Origin of the sequence: Sphingomonas phyllosphaerae 5.2, assembly GCF_000419605.1 — a bacterium.
GTDB classification, from domain to species: Bacteria; Pseudomonadota; Alphaproteobacteria; order Sphingomonadales; family Sphingomonadaceae; genus Sphingomonas; species Sphingomonas phyllosphaerae_B.
Genome location: NZ_ATTI01000001.1, coordinates 2135763 through 2150097 on the forward strand (window position 1 = coordinate 2135763; position 14335 = coordinate 2150097).

The 14335-nt window shown below is 69.1% G+C and carries 12 protein-coding genes; 4 read left to right on the forward strand and 8 right to left on the reverse strand.

Features of this window, described 5'->3' with window-relative positions:
• Positions 1-60: 60 nt before the first annotated feature.
• The 4 genes from SPHPHY_RS0110005 to SPHPHY_RS0110020 all read right to left on the reverse strand — a co-directional run bounded on the left by SPHPHY_RS0110005 (position 61) and on the right by SPHPHY_RS0110020 (position 2972).
• Positions 61-576: a GNAT family N-acetyltransferase gene (locus SPHPHY_RS0110005; protein ID WP_022686545.1), complete on the reverse strand. Its 516-nt coding sequence runs from the start codon at positions 574-576 to the stop codon at positions 61-63.
• A gap of 1 nt (position 577) precedes the next feature.
• Positions 578-1000 (reverse strand): nucleoside-diphosphate kinase, encoded by a 423-nt coding sequence (gene ndk, locus SPHPHY_RS0110010; protein WP_022686546.1) that lies wholly within the window; start codon positions 998-1000, stop codon positions 578-580.
• 80 nt (positions 1001-1080) lie between these two features.
• Positions 1081-1521 carry a DNA polymerase III subunit chi gene (locus SPHPHY_RS0110015; protein WP_022686547.1) on the reverse strand — a complete coding sequence of 147 codons (441 nt, stop codon included), beginning with the start codon at positions 1519-1521 and terminating at the stop codon, positions 1081-1083.
• 11 nt (positions 1522-1532) lie between these two features.
• Entirely contained in the window at positions 1533-2972 is a 1440-nt protein-coding gene (locus tag SPHPHY_RS0110020) for a leucyl aminopeptidase (RefSeq protein WP_028056736.1), read from the reverse strand.
• Between the two features lie 151 nt (positions 2973-3123).
• On the opposite strand from SPHPHY_RS0110020, the gene SPHPHY_RS0110025 reads away from it, so the two are divergent.
• The 4 genes from SPHPHY_RS0110025 (at position 3124) to rsmA (ending at position 8680) form a co-directional block, all read left to right on the forward strand.
• On the forward strand, positions 3124-5373 hold the full coding sequence (locus SPHPHY_RS0110025; protein ID WP_022686549.1) for an LPS-assembly protein LptD: 2250 nt from the start codon (positions 3124-3126) through the stop codon (positions 5371-5373).
• An 82-nt stretch (positions 5374-5455) separates the two neighbouring features.
• Positions 5456-6841, forward strand: a complete 1386-nt coding sequence (locus tag SPHPHY_RS0110030) for a peptidylprolyl isomerase (protein WP_043130964.1) — start codon at positions 5456-5458, stop codon at positions 6839-6841.
• Positions 6842-6851: 10 nt separating this feature from the next.
• Positions 6852-7853: a 4-hydroxythreonine-4-phosphate dehydrogenase PdxA gene (gene pdxA, locus SPHPHY_RS0110035; RefSeq protein WP_022686551.1), complete on the forward strand. Its 1002-nt coding sequence runs from the start codon at positions 6852-6854 to the stop codon at positions 7851-7853.
• Positions 7850-8680: a 16S rRNA (adenine(1518)-N(6)/adenine(1519)-N(6))-dimethyltransferase RsmA gene (rsmA, locus tag SPHPHY_RS0110040; protein ID WP_022686552.1), complete on the forward strand. Its 831-nt coding sequence runs from the start codon at positions 7850-7852 to the stop codon at positions 8678-8680. Before pdxA ends, rsmA begins: the two co-directional genes overlap by 4 nt.
• A gap of 54 nt (positions 8681-8734) precedes the next feature.
• Here the strand turns inward: rsmA and SPHPHY_RS0110045 are convergent, their stop codons facing one another.
• The 4 genes from SPHPHY_RS0110045 to SPHPHY_RS0110060 form a co-directional block, all read right to left on the reverse strand.
• Complete coding sequence (locus SPHPHY_RS0110045; RefSeq protein WP_028056739.1) at positions 8735-9259, reverse strand: tetratricopeptide repeat protein; 525 nt, start codon at positions 9257-9259, stop codon at positions 8735-8737.
• 33 nt (positions 9260-9292) lie between these two features.
• Entirely contained in the window at positions 9293-10444 is a 1152-nt protein-coding gene (locus SPHPHY_RS0110050) for an RsmB/NOP family class I SAM-dependent RNA methyltransferase (RefSeq protein WP_022686554.1), read from the reverse strand.
• A 599-nt stretch (positions 10445-11043) separates the two neighbouring features.
• Entirely contained in the window at positions 11044-12501 is a 1458-nt protein-coding gene (gene guaB, locus SPHPHY_RS0110055) for an IMP dehydrogenase (protein WP_022686555.1), read from the reverse strand.
• Positions 12502-12680: 179 nt separating this feature from the next.
• Positions 12681-14291 (reverse strand): phosphoenolpyruvate carboxykinase, encoded by a 1611-nt coding sequence (locus SPHPHY_RS0110060; protein WP_022686556.1) that lies wholly within the window; start codon positions 14289-14291, stop codon positions 12681-12683.
• Positions 14292-14335: the final 44 nt, after the last annotated feature.

A 14335-nucleotide genomic window follows, 5' to 3' on the forward strand; every position in this document is an offset into this window, starting at 1 on the left:
CCGAGGCAGCTGTCGACGATCGGCGCCGTCGCGCCGCGCTCCGGCTGCCGCGACGGCCTGCTACAGCATGCGTGCGTAGATCAGGTCGTCATGCCACGTTTCGCCGACCCGGAAGCGGCGTGTTCCCGCGACGGTGAACCCCTGCTTTTCATAGAAGCGCTGCGCTCGCCGGTTGCCGCCGTAAACGCCGAGCAGCAGGCGGCGGTGGTCGGCGTCGCGTGCGTCGGCGATCGCCTGCGCCATCAGCGCGGGACCGAGGCCGGCGCCGTGTAACGGAAAGAGCGCGTAGATGCGCTTCAGCTCGATATCGCCGGGTGCTGGCACGACCGGCAGGTCGGGGCTGGTCAGCAGCGTGTAGCCGACCGGCGCGGTGCCGGCGCGCGCTTCGGCCAGCGTCACGATCGCGCCGTCGGCCATGTAGCGCTCGAAGGCGGCGGCGCTGCTGTTGCGGGCGACGTGCGCGACGATGTCGGCACCGTCGAGGAGGCCCGCGAACGCCTCCAGGAAGGTGGCGCCCGCTACCAGCGACAGGGCGGCGGCATCGGCCGGCCCGGCGCGGCGCAGGCGCCAGTCCATGTCAGCCGACGATCTCTTCCGGCTTGAAGAAATAGGCGATCTCGATCTCGGCGTTCTCGTCCGAGTCCGAACCGTGGACGGTGTTCGCCTCGATCGACTCCGCCAGCTCCTTGCGGATCGTGCCCGGCGCGGCGTTCTCGGGGTTGGTGGCGCCCATGATGTCGCGGTTGCGCTGCATGGCGTTCTCGCCCTCCAGCACCTGCACGACGACCGGGCCCGAGATCATGAAGCCGACCAGATCGTTGAAGAACGGGCGCTCCTTGTGAACGGCGTAGAAGCCTTCGGCCTGCTCGCGGGTCATCTGGATGCGCTTGGACGCGACGACGCGCAGGCCGGCTTCCTCCAGCATCTTCGTGACCGCGCCGGTCAGGTTGCGGCGCGTGGCATCGGGCTTGATGATCGAGAAGGTACGGTTCGCGGCCATGACGGTCACGGGCTCCTGATGATGAGGATTGGGAAGTGGCGCCGCACTAGGCGGAGGGCGGCGCGGATGCAAGTCGCGGGTCAGGCGGCCTGTTCCCAGCGCCCGGCCTCGTTCTGCTTCCAATAGCGCCGCTCGATCCCGTCGCGCGCCGCCAGATCCTTCCATGCCGCGCGCGCGGGGCGGATATGATCCTCGTCGAAGAAGTGGAAGGCGCGGTCGAAGTCGAGCGCGGCGTCCCGCCACTCGCCGTCGACCAGCGCGATGTTGCGGGCCCGGTTCGCCGCATTCACGTCCGGCGCGATCAAGATCGGCTGGCGATCGTCGGCCGCGCTGCCGAGCTGCGCATGCGGCAGGAAGCTGTCGGGCGCATAATTCCATAGCAGCCGGTCGAGCGCCGTCCGCTGATCCTCGTCGGCGGCGACGATCAGCAGCCGGGCGCCCGACGCCACCACCTTCGCCGCGATCTGCGGCAGCGCACGTTCCAGCGGCATCCGGGTCAGGTGGTAGAAGTCGACCTGCATCGGGCCTGGCCTCAGCCTTCGCAGACGTCCGCGACGAAGCGGTCCAGCACGCGCACACCGTAACCGGTCGCGCCCTTCGCCCAGGTCGCGCCGTCCTTGTCGGCCCACACCATCCCGGCGATATCGAGATGCGCCCACGCCACGCCCTCGTCGACGAAGCGCTGGAGGAACTGTGCGGCGGTGATCGAGCCGGCGCCGCGTGGCCCGACGTTCTTCATGTCCGCGATCGGCGAGTCGATCAGGCGATCGTACGCCTCGGCGAGCGGGAAGCGCCACAATTGGTCACCCGAGGCGCGACCGGCGGCAAGCAGTTGCTCGGCAAGCGTATCGTCGTTCGAGAAGAGGCCGCCGTATTCGTTGCCGAGGCTGACGATCATCGCGCCGGTCAGCGTGGCGAGGTCGACGATGCGCACCGGCTTGTGCGTCTCCTGCACCCAGGTGATGCAGTCGCACAGCACCAGTCGACCTTCGGCGTCGGTGTTGATGACTTCGATCGTCTGTCCCGACATGCTGGTGACGACGTCGCCGGGGCGCTGCGCATTGCCGTCGGGCATGTTCTCGACCAGCCCCATCACGCCGATGACGTTGGCCCTGGCCTTGCGGGTGGCGAACGACAGCATCGCACCGGCGACCGCCGCGGCGCCGCCCATGTCCCACTTCATGTCTTCCATGCCCGCAGCGGGCTTGATCGAGATGCCGCCGGTATCGAAGGTCACGCCCTTCCCGACCAGCGCGGTGAGCGGCGCCTCCCCCGCCCCGTTCCACTTCAAGGCGAGGACCCGCGCGTCGCGGCGCGAACCCTGCGACACGCCGACCAACGCGCCCATGCCAAGCGCCGCGAGTTCGGGCTCGCCGAGCACGGTGACCTCGAGGCCGAGGCCGTCGACGGCGGCGAGCACACGCTCCACGAACGATTCGGGATAGAGGATGTTCGGCGGCAGCGTGGCAAGCGTACGGGCCAGGCCGAGGCCCTTCGTCACGGCGTCCCGTCCGGCCCATTCGGCGTCGTCGCCGACGACCGTGACATGCGCCAGCGTCGGCTTCTGCTTGTCAGACAGTCTCGTGCGATATTCGTCGAAGCGCCACGCACGCTGCGCGACGCCGGCCGCGAAGCGGGCCGCGGCGAGCGGAGCGGCGGCGCCGAGATCGGCAACCGCCGCGGTCGCGCCCGAGGTCAGCAGCCTGGCGGTCAGCGCGCCGCCGGCCCGCTCGTACGCGGCATCGTCGCCGGCGCCGACACCGAGCAGCAGCACGCGCTGCGTCCCGCCCCCGTGCGGTACGAAGAGGTCGGCGACGCTGCCGGCCTCGCCGGTGAAGCGCTGCCCGGCCGCGGCGCCGGCCAGCAGCGCATCCGCGCCCTCCACGAGCCCGTCGAGCGCCGCACCCTTGGTCACGGGCAGCGCGAGGATGCCGGGGCTGGCAGGGCGTTGGGGGGCGAAGGCGATCTGCATTCCGGTGTCCTCAGTCATCATGCCTTCTAACTAGGGACGGCCCCGGCAAATGGCAAAGCGTTGCAGGCGACGCGCGGCGATGCGATAGGCGCGAGAGCGTGCCACGGTCATTTCCGGCCGGGGGTGCAAACGGGGCAACGACAATCACGTGATGCGTTTGGATTTCCTCGCCGGTGGCGCGCTGTGGCTGGCGCTTGCCACCCCGGCCGCGGCACAGTCGCTGCAGGATCGTGGCGACACCCCTGCCCCCGTCGTATCGCCCGTATCCTCGGGTGTTTCCACCGCACCGACGGGGAGCGACCAGGTGCAGTTCAGCGCCGGTACGCTGGAATACGATTATAGCGCCGACATCGTGACCGCGACCGGCGCGGTGCGCATGACGCGTGCCGGCGACCGGCTGCGCGCCGAGAAAGTCGTGTGGAACCGCAAGAGCGGTCGCGTGGTCGCCAGCGGCAATGTCGCGGTGACCAACCCGGAAGGCGATGTCGCTTACGGCGACACGATCGAGTTGACCGACACGCTGAAGGACGGCGTGGTCGACAATCTGCTGGTCGTGCTGGAACAGGGCGGCCGGCTGGCGGCGGTTCGCGGCGTGCGCGAGCAGGACGGGACGATGAACCTGGAGCGCGCGGTCTATTCGCCGTGCGCGGTGACGGGATCGGACGGCTGCCCGCGCGAGCCGACGTGGAAGATCACCGCGGTCAAGGTCGTGTACCGTCCCGACAAGCAGCGCATCTATTACGAAGGTGCGCGCTTCCACCTGTTCGGGCTGACCAGCCCGGCGCTGCCGCGGTTCAGCAACTCGATCGCCGCCAGCAACGATACCGGCCTGCTGATGCCGTCGATCGGGCTGACGCGGTTGAACGGTGCCGAATTGGTGGCGCCGGTCAACTTCGCGCTGGGGCCGAACCAGTCGCTGGTCGTCGCGCCGCACATCTTCTCGTCGGAAGTCCCGATGCTGGAGGCGCGCTACACCGGGCTGAACGAACTGGGCGCATTTTCGATACGCGGTTTCGCCACCGGCAGCCGGCGTAGCCAGGATCTGGCGAGCGGCTTCAATTCCGACACCGAGCGCGCGTTTCGCGGCTATCTCGACGGCGTAGGACGTTTCCAGTTCGACCAGAATTGGAGCCTGTCCGGATCGTTGCGGCTCGTGACCGATCGGACCTTCCTGCGCCGCTACGACATCTCGAACGAGGATCGGCTGCGTACCACGCTTGCGCTGGAGCGGGTCGACCCGAACAGCTATCTTTCGATCGCCGGCTGGGCGGTGCAGACGTTGCGCGTCGGCGACCAGCAGGGAATGCAGCCGGTGGCGCTGCCGGAGATAGACTATCGCCGTCGCGTGCCGGACGCCCTGCTGGGCGGTACGTTGCAAGTGCAGCTGAACACGCTGGCGATCGGACGCAAGGCGGGACAGGACACGCAGCGGGCCTTCGGCAGCGCGCGCTGGGACTGGCGCGGGATCACCGTCATGGGCCAGGAAGTGACGTTGACCGCGTTCGGCCGCGCCGATGCCTATGACACGCAGAACGTCGCGGCGACCTCGATCGTCAGCTATCGCGGGATCGAGGGCTTCCAGACGCGGCTGATCGGCGCGCTGGCCGCCGACGTGCGCTGGCCCTTCGTGGGTGAGTTGTTCGGGGGGTTTCAGCGCTTCACGCCGCGCGTGCAGGTGGTGGCCACGCCAAAGACCCGCAACATCCAGATACCGAACGAGGATGCGCGAGCGGTCGACCTGGAAGATTCGAACCTTTTCGCGCTGAATCGCTTCTCCGGCTATGATCGCTGGGAGGATTCAAGCCGCGTCACCTATGGTGCGGAATGGGCACTCGATCTCAACCGGATCGCGATCTCCGCCAACGTCGGGCAGAGCTACCGCCTTGTCGAACGGCCGAGCATCCTGCCGGACGGCACGGGCCTGTCGGACCGCTTCTCCGACATCGTCGGGCGCACCAACATCCGCTTCGGTGAGTTCCTGACGCTCACCCATCGCTATCGCATCGACAAGGACAGTTTCTCGGTGCGCCGCAACGAGGTCGACGCGACGGTGGGAACGCGCCGCACCTATGCGACGATCGGCTACCTGCGGCTGAACCGCGACATCGACGTGCTGGAAGATCTTCAGGACCGCGAGGAAGTGCGCGCGGGCGGACGCGTAGCGATCGGTCGCTTCTGGTCCGTATGGGGCTCGGCGATCGTCGACCTGACCGATCGTGCCGAAGATCCGCTGTCCGCATCGGACGGGTTCAATCCGATCCGGCACCGCGTAGGTGTCGCATATCAGGACGATTGTCTCGACCTGGGCGTGACGTGGAAGCGCGACTATCGCAACATTGGCGACGCGCGCAGCGGCAACAGTTACCTGTTGACGCTTTCCTTCAAGAACATCGGCCGCTAAGCCCCGGTTCAGTTCATTTTCGGCACATGCGCCTAACGTGCCCTTCACGGGTGCGCATCATCGGGATTTCGAGACGGACGTGATGACGAAGACGAAGGGCGCGGCGCTGACCCGCCGATTGCTGGGCACGATCGTGACGCTGGGCGTCACCGGTGCGGCACTGGCGCAAGGAGGCGCGCCGAACGCCGCGCCGGATTTCGCGCAGGACGTGCCGTCGCGCGACGCCACCGGGCTGAACCTGCCAGCCAACCTTCAGATCTTCGGCAAGCTGGACCCCAACATCCGCAAGGCGACCGCTATCGTCAACGAGGCGGTGATCACCGGCACCGACGTCGACCAGCGCGTGAACTTCATCGCCGCCGCGAACGGCGCCAAGCTGAACGACGAGGAACGCGAGCGGCTACGCTTGCAGGTGCTGCGCCAGCTGATCGACGAGACGTTGCAGATCCAGCAGGCCAAGGTCGCCGACATCACCGTGACCAAGGGCGAGATCGACCAGGCCTATGCGGGGGTCGCGCGTAACCTGCAGAAGACGCCGGCGGTGCTGACCACATGGCTGCGCGAGGAGGGATCGTCGGATCGCTCGCTGCGGCGCCAGATCGAGGGCGAGCTGGCGTGGAACCGCTATCTGCGCAAGCGGGTCGAGCCCTTCGTCAACGTCGGCGATGAAGAAGTGAAGGCGATCCTAGACCGGCTGGAAGCGGCCAAGGGCACCGAGGAATACCACCTCAACGAAATCTACCTCGCCGCGACGCCGGACCGCCAGCAGCAGGTGTTCGAAAGCACGAAGCAGCTGATCGCCGAAATCGGCAAGGGTCAGGCGCCATTCGCCTATTTTGCGCGCAACTTCTCCGAAGCATCGACGCGCGGCGTCGGCGGCGATCTGGGCTGGGTGCGTAGCGCGCAGCTCCCCGGGCCGCTCGCCGAAACGGCGCAGACGATGCAGGTCGGGCAGGTCGCCGGACCGGTCGCAACGCCGGGCGGCTTCTCGATCCTGTACCTGGTCGACAAGCGCCAGGTGCTGATGGCCGATCCGCGCGATGCGCGATTGAGCCTGAAGCAGCTGACGATCAAGTTCCCGGCCGGCACGACCCAGGCGCAGGCGACCGCCAGGACCAGCGCGTTCGCCGGTGCCATCCAGAAGCTGCAAGGCTGCGGATCGGTGGAGAAGGTGGCCGCGTCGCTGAACGCGGAGGTGGTCGACAACGACGCGATCCGCATCCGCGACCTGCCGCCGCCCTTGCAGGCGATCATGGTGAAGTTGCAGGTCGGCCAGGCCACGCCGCCGTTCGGTTCGCCAACGGAGGGCGTGCGGACGCTGGTGATGTGCGGGCGCGACGAAGCGCAGGGCGGACAGCTGCCGGGTGCGCAGCAGATCCAGAACCAGCTGGAGCAGCAGCGCGTGAACCTGCGCGCGCAGCAGGCGCTGCGCGACCTGCGGCGCGACGCGGTGATCGATTATCGTTGAGGAGCGTGGCGTGACCCGGCCGATCGTCATCTCGATGGGTGATCCCGCGGGGATCGGCCCGGAGACGATCGCCAGGTCATGGGACGCGCGCCACGAACGCGCACTGCCGCCGTTCGTGGCGGTGGGCGACCGGCGTGCGATCGCGCGCGTTTGGGACGGACCGGTCGCCGCGGTGTCCGACCTGAACATGGTGGCGCAGGTGTTCGCCGAGGCGCTGCCGGTGCTGACGGTCGAGGATGCCGGCGACATCGTTCCCGGCGAGCCCGACCTGGAGGGTGCGCGCTGCGCGGTGCGGGCGCTGGAGCTGGCGACCGGGCTGGTGCGATCGGGCGCCGGGCGTGCGCTGGTGACGGGGCCGGTGTCGAAAGCGCAACTCTACCAGACCGGCTTCACCTATCCGGGGCAGACGGAGTTCGTCGCCGAACGCTGCGGGATCGCGCGCGACAATGCGGTGATGATGCTGGCCGGACCGGGGCTGCGGGTCGTGCCGATGACGACGCACGTGCCGCTGGCCAACGTGCCGGGATTGCTGACGGTCGAGTTGATCCTCGCGAAGGCGCGGGTGACGGCGCGCGCGATGATGCGCAACTTCGGGATCGAGCAACCACGTCTCGCCTTCACCGGGCTGAACCCGCATGCCGGCGAGAACGGCGCATTGGGGCGTGAGGAGATCGAGGTCATGCAGCCGGCGATCGAGCAGCTGCGAGCCGAAGGGCTGGACGTGCGCGGGCCGCTGGCGGCGGACACGATGTTCCATGCACGTGCGCGCGAGGGCTACGACGTGGCGCTCTGCCCCTATCATGACCAGGCGCTGGTGCCGCTGAAGACGCTGTTCTTCGACGACGGGGTGAACATCACGCTGGGGCTGCCGATCGTGCGGACCTCGCCGGATCACGGCACGGCGTTCGGGATCGCCGGCAAGGGGCTGGCGCATCCGGGTGCGACGATCGCGGCGATCCTGATGGCCGACGAGGCCGCCACGCACCGCGCGCGCTGCACGCTGGCGGCATGACCGCACCGGAGCTGCCGCCGCTGCGCGACGTGATCGCGCGCCACGGGCTGTCCGCGTCCAAGGCGCTGGGGCAGAATTTCCTGTTCGACGCGCAATTGCTGGGGCGGATCGCGCGTATCCCGGGCGAGCTTGCCGATGCCGAGGTGCTGGAGGTCGGCCCCGGTCCTGGCGGGCTGACGCGGGCGCTGCTGGCGCAGGGCGCGCGCGTGACCGCGATCGAGCGCGACCGGCGCTGCATCCCCGCGCTCGCCGAGCTGGAGGCGGCGTATCCGGGCAAGCTGCGCGTGATCGAGGGCGATGCCACAGCGATCGATGCGCGTACCTTGTTCGAAGGCGCGCCGCATATCGTGTCGAACCTGCCGTACAATGTTGGCACCGCGTTGCTGATCGGCTGGTTGTCGGCGGAGTGGGTGCCGTGGTGGCGGTCGCTGACGCTGATGTTCCAGCGCGAGGTGGCCGAGCGGATCGTCGCACCGGTCAACGGCGATGCGTACGGGCGGCTGGCGATACTGGCGCAATGGCGGACGGCGGCGAAGATCGCGATGCCGGTGCACCGCTCGGCGTTCACGCCGCCGCCCAAGGTGATGTCGGCAGTGGTGCACCTGACGCCCGTGTCGGCGCCCGAAGGCGTGGCGCTGGACGTGCTGGAGCGGGTGACCGCCGCGGCGTTCGGGCAGCGGCGCAAGATGCTGCGGCAATCGTTGCGCGGCGTGCCGGGGGCGATGGACGCCCTGGCGGCGGAGGCAATCGACGCGACGCGGCGGGCGGAGACGGTGAGCGTCGCGGAGTTCGTGGCAGTGGCGCGGCGCCTGACCGGAACGAACTGAGGCCGAGCGAATCGCGGGTTTGCGGACGGAACGTCAGTCGACCAGCATGCGCGCTCAGTCCTGTGCCGACGGCTCCGCGCCGGTCGCGGCCGTGGTCGTGTTCGCGCCGACCTGCGCGGTCGTGACTGGCGGGCCCTTCGCGATCACCGCAGCCAGCGTCGTCGCCTGCGGGCAGCCCGACTTGCACAGCGAGCGGACCTTGGCGAGGTTCTGGCGCGCGCGCTCGACGGCCCCCTTCGCGACCATCGCCTCGCCCTGCCCCGCCAGCGCGGTGACGTCGTTGGGTTCGAGCAGCAGTGCTTCACGATAGAGCCGGATCGCCTTGCCCGGCAGCCCGCGGCCGTCCGCGACCTCGGCCAGAACGACGAACGCCTGGCGATTGCGCGGATCGATCGTCACCGCGCTTTCGAGCAGATCGGTCGCGCCGTCGAGATTACCCGCCGCCTTTGCTGCCTTGCCCTGTTGCAGCAGCGCCATGCTGCGTGCGTCGATCTGGTCGTCGGGCCGCTGGCCGTGAAGCACGGTGGAGATCGACACCAGCGCCAGCGAGGCAGCCATGGCGACGGCGGTGAAACGCATGAACGGCTCCAGCTTCGACACTATCCGGCCCGGTTAGCATGGTGCCCGCAGCCGTGCGACGAAAAAACCGTCGGTGGCGTCATGCGCGGGGGTTAGCCGGGTGCCGGCGTGATGCGCGCGCCCGAACGGAAGCGTCGGCGGCTCGGCGCGCCAACCCGGGTGCGCGGCGAGGAAGGCGTCGACCTGCGTCGCCCCCTCCGCATCGAGGAGCGAGCAGACGATGTAGACCAGCGCCCCGCCCGGCTTCAGCGCCGCGGCGCCAAGCGCGAGGACATGCTGCTGCGTGGCGATAAGGCGGTCGAGGCGCGCCGGCGTGAGCCGCCAGCGCGCCTCCGGGTTGCGGCGCCACGTGCCCGTGCCCGAGCATGGCGCGTCGATCAGCACCACATCGGCCTGGATCCCGGCGAGCACGTCGGCCTCGCGATTCGGATCGAGCAGCCGCGTCTCGATGATCGTCGCCCCGGCCTTCGCGGCGCGCGGGGCGAGCCGCGACAGCCGTGCGCGATCCACGTCGGTTGCGATGATCCGGCCGTCGTGCCCCATCAATGCGGCGAGCGCGAGGCTCTTGCCGCCGGCGCCGGCGCACAGGTCCAGCACGGTCATGCCGGGCGTCGCACCGGCGGCGAGCGTCACCGCCTGGCTGCCGGCATCCTGTACTTCGACGCGCCCGGACAGCGCCGCGACGTCCGTGCCCGCGGGCAGGCGGCGCGCGAGCGGCAGGCCGGCGATCGGCTCCGCACCGGGCAGGTCGAGATCGGCGGCATCGGAATGGAGGCGAACGTCGAGCGGCGCGCGGTCGATCAGCGCGCGTTGCTCGGCGGCGTCGATCCCGGAGGCGGCGAGCCGCTCCTCGAGCCAGCGCGGGTGCAACCCCTCGGCCGCGGGCGCTTCGTCGGCGATCGGCGCGGGACCGTGGGTCGAGCCGTCGAAGGTGGCGGCCAGCGCCGGATCGCTAGCGGCCAGCGCGAGCAGCGCGGCGCGACCATCGGCCGGGCGCTCGCCAAGCCGGCGGATCGCGGCGTAGACCAGCTCCCGCACTGCGCGACGATCTTTCGAACCGGCGTAACGGCGCTGTGCGAAGTAGCGCGAAATCAGCGTGTCGGCGGCGGCACCACCTTCACGTGCGGCAACGACGATCGCGTCGAGCAGGTCGATCGCGGCCTGAGTGCGGGCGGCGGGCGTCATCGAATGTTGCGAATGTTGAGGCTCCCGCGGGGGCGGTTGAGGCGCGTGGCGAGCGCGTGATGCGGGTCGCCGATGATCGTGGCACCGGACGTGCCGCGCGGATGTCGAGACGGCCGCGACCAGCGGACGGGCTCGCCTGCTTGTCGTATCCCGACGCTGCGGCAAGGGGCGGGTGCCACAGATGTCGCGAATATCGAGACGCTGGCGATCGCGAGTCGCGGCTCGCCGCCGACGGTCGTCGCAAGCGCCATACAGCCGGTTGCGGGTCCGCGGCGGCATCGGACGCCGTCTTCGGTCGTCGTCACCACTATGCCACCGGGCGCGTGGCCACGGTGGTGCGGGGGACGCGCCGCGAACGTCGAGACGCCGACACACCGGGATTGCTGCTTGCCGGCCGCGAGCTTCGCCGCCAGCGGGCGACCTGCTGCTCGACGGTCAGCCGAACGGCCACACCGGAGGGTCGACGGCATGCGGCAAGACGGTGCTGCGCGCCAAGTTGCGACGGGATCGGCGGCGGTCATTGTGCAGCTTTGCCACAGCGGTGGTGCGTAGGACAGCGCCCTGCCCCGCCGCCGGCGGCGGCGGGGCGGTGCGTGCGGTCAGCGCGTCGGGTAATTGGGTGCCTCGCGGGTAATCGTCACGTCGTGGACATGGCTTTCCTTGAGGCCGGCGCCGGTGATCTGGACGAATTGCGCGCGCGCCTGCAGGTCCTTGATCGTCTCCGAACCGGTGTAGCCCATCGCCGCCTTGATGCCGCCGACCAGCTGGTGGATCACGTCGCGCGCCGGGCCCTTGTAGGGCACCTGCCCCTCGATCCCTTCCGGCACCAGCTTCAGCTGGTCGCGGACTTCGCCCTGGAAATAGCGGTCGGCGGAGCCGCGGCCCATCGCCCCGACACTTCCCATCCCGCGGTAAGATTTGTACGCACGTCCTTGATATAGGAACGTTTCTCCCGGCGCCTCCTCGGTGCCGGCGAGCAGCGAGCCGACCATGCAGGTCGATGCGCCGGCCGCGAGCGCCTTGGCGAGATCGCCGGAGGTGCGCAGGCCCCCGTCGGCGATGACGGGGACGCCGGCCTTCGCGCCGACCTCCGCGCAGTCCATCACCGCGGTGAGCTGCGGCACGCCGACGCCGGCGACGACGCGGGTGGTGCAGATCGAACCCGGGCCGATCCCGACCTTGATCCCGTCCGCGCCGGCATCGATCAGCGCGCGGGTCGCCTCGCCGGTGGCGACGTTGCCGGCGACGACCTGCACGGAGTTCGACAGCTTCTTCACGCGTTCCACGGCGCGCGCGACCTCACTGTTGTGGCCATGCGCGGTGTCGATGACGATCAGGTCGCATTCGGCGTCGACCAACGCCTCGGTGCGCGCAAAGCCCTTGTCGCCGACCGTCGTGGCGGCAGCGACGCGCAGGCGACCGGCGGCATCCTTGGTCGCGTTCGGGTACATCACCGCCTTTTCGATGTCCTTGACGGTGATGAGACCGACGCAGCGATAGGCGTCGTCGACGACCAGCAGCTTCTCGATACGGCGATGGTGGAGCAGGCGGCGTGCCTCCTCCTGCCCGACGCCGACCGCGACGGTGGCGAGGTTATCGCGGGTCATCAACTCGGCGACGGGCTGATGCGGGTTCTCGGCGAAGCGCACGTCGCGGTTGGTGAGGATGCCGACCAGCTTCCCGTCGGACTCCACCACCGGGATGCCGCTGATGCGATGCGCGGCCATCAGCGCCTGCGCCTGCGCCAGCGTCGCCTGTGGCGCGATCGTGATCGGGTTGACGACCATGCCGCTTTCGAAGCGCTTGACCTGCCGCACCGCCGCGACCTGTTCGTCGACGGTGAGGTTGCGATGAAGCACGCCCATCCCGCCGAGCTGCGCCATCACGATCGCCATGTCGGCCTCGGTCACGGTATCCATCGCCGAGGAGAGCACGGGGATGTTGAGCGCGATGCCGCGCGTCACCTGGGTGCGGGTGTCAGCCTCGCCGGGGAGGACGCTCGACTCGGCGGGCACGAGCAGCACGTCGTCGAAGGTGAGGCCGAGGCGGATGTTCATGGAACGCCGAATCCTGTGGGGAGAGGAGGTGGCGCGCCATGTAACCGCGATGCGGGGAATCCGCTAGGGGCGAGTGCCCCGGCGCCAGCAGTTACGCGTCATTGCGAGCGTAGCGAAGCAATCCAGGGCCACCCGGACGCTCGGGATTGCTTCGCTGCGCTCGCGATGACGGTTGCGCTTCAGGCGCCGGTTCCGACCACCTTCGGCGCAGCTTCGCGGACGCCCTGATCGACGTGATCGGCGAATTGCGCGAAATTGTCGTTGAACAAGTCGACCAGCTTCGCCGCCGTCGCGTCATAGGCGGCCTTGTCCGCCCAGGTCGCGCGCGGATCGAGGATCACGGCGTCGACGCCCGGCACCGACACCGGCACCTTGAAGCCGAAGTTCGGATCGGTGCGGAATTCCGCGTCGTTCAGGCTGCCGTCGAGCGCGGCGTCGAGCAGCGCGCGGGTGGCCTTGATCGGCATCCGGTGTCCGGTGCCGTATTTGCCGCCGGTCCAGCCGGTGTTGACCAGCCAGCAATCGACCCCGCCGCGCGCGATCCGCTCCTTGAGCAGATTGCCGTAGACCGACGGGTGGCGCGGCATGAACGGCGCACCGAAGCAGGTCGAGAAGGTCGCGTCCGGCTCCGTCACGCCGATCTCGGTGCCCGCGACGCGCGCGGTATAGCCCGACAGGAAATGGTACATCGCCTGATCGGGGGTGAGTTTCGAAATCGGCGGCAGGATCCCGTACGCGTCGGCGGTCAGCATCACGATGCTGCGCGGGGTGCCGCCCATGTTGTCGTCCGAGGCGTTCGGAATGAAGTCGATCGGATAGGCGCCGCGGCTGTTCTCGGCCAGGCTGTTGTCGTGGAGGTCGAGCTGGCGCGTCACCTCGTCCATCACGACATTCTCGAGCACGGTGCCGAAGCGCTTGGTGGTGGCGAAGATCTCCGGCTCCGCATCGGCCGACAGGCGGATCATCTTGGCGTAGCAGCCACCCTCGAAATTGAAGACCGCATCATCGGACCAGCCATGTTCGTCGTCGCCGATCAGCGTACGCTTCGGATCGGCCGACAACGTCGTCTTTCCCGTCCCGGACAGGCCGAAGAACACGGCGGTCCGCCCGTCGTCGCCCATGTTGGCGGAGCAATGCATCGGCATCACGCCGGTGGGCGGCAGCAGGTAGTTGAGGATGCCGAACACCGACTTCTTCATCTCGCCGGCATAGCGCGTGCCGCCGATCAGGATCAGCTTCTCGGTCATGTTGACCGCGATCACCGTCTCGCTGCGGCAGCCGTGGCGCGCGGGATCGGCGCGGAAGCTGGGCAGGTCGATGATCGTATAGTCGGGCGCGAACGATTTCAGCTCGCGTTCCTCGGGGCGCACCAGCATCGTGCGGATGAACAGGTTGTGCCACGCCAGTTCGTTGATGACGCGCACGCCGACACGGTGCGCCGGCTGCGATCCGCCGTACAGATCCTGCACGAACAGGTCGCTCTTGCCATGCAGCGCGGTGAGGAAATCGGCCTTGAGCGCGGCGAAATGCGCCGGGTCCATCGCCTTGTTCGACTTGCCCCACCACACCGTCGTCTCGGTTTCAGCGTCACGGACGATGAACTTGTCCTGCGCCGAGCGCCCGGTGTGCGCGCCGGTTTCGACGACCAGCGGGCCGTCGGCGGACAGCTTGCCTTCGCTGCGTGCCACGGCGGCCTCGGTCAGGCGCGCGGTGACCAGGTTCCAGTGCAGCGTGGCGCGGGTTTCGATGCCCTGCGTTTCCAGCCCGGCGTCGGGGATACGGTCGCTCAATGGTCCATCCTCTGCTCCGGCGCGCAAGCGGCGCCATTCGATGA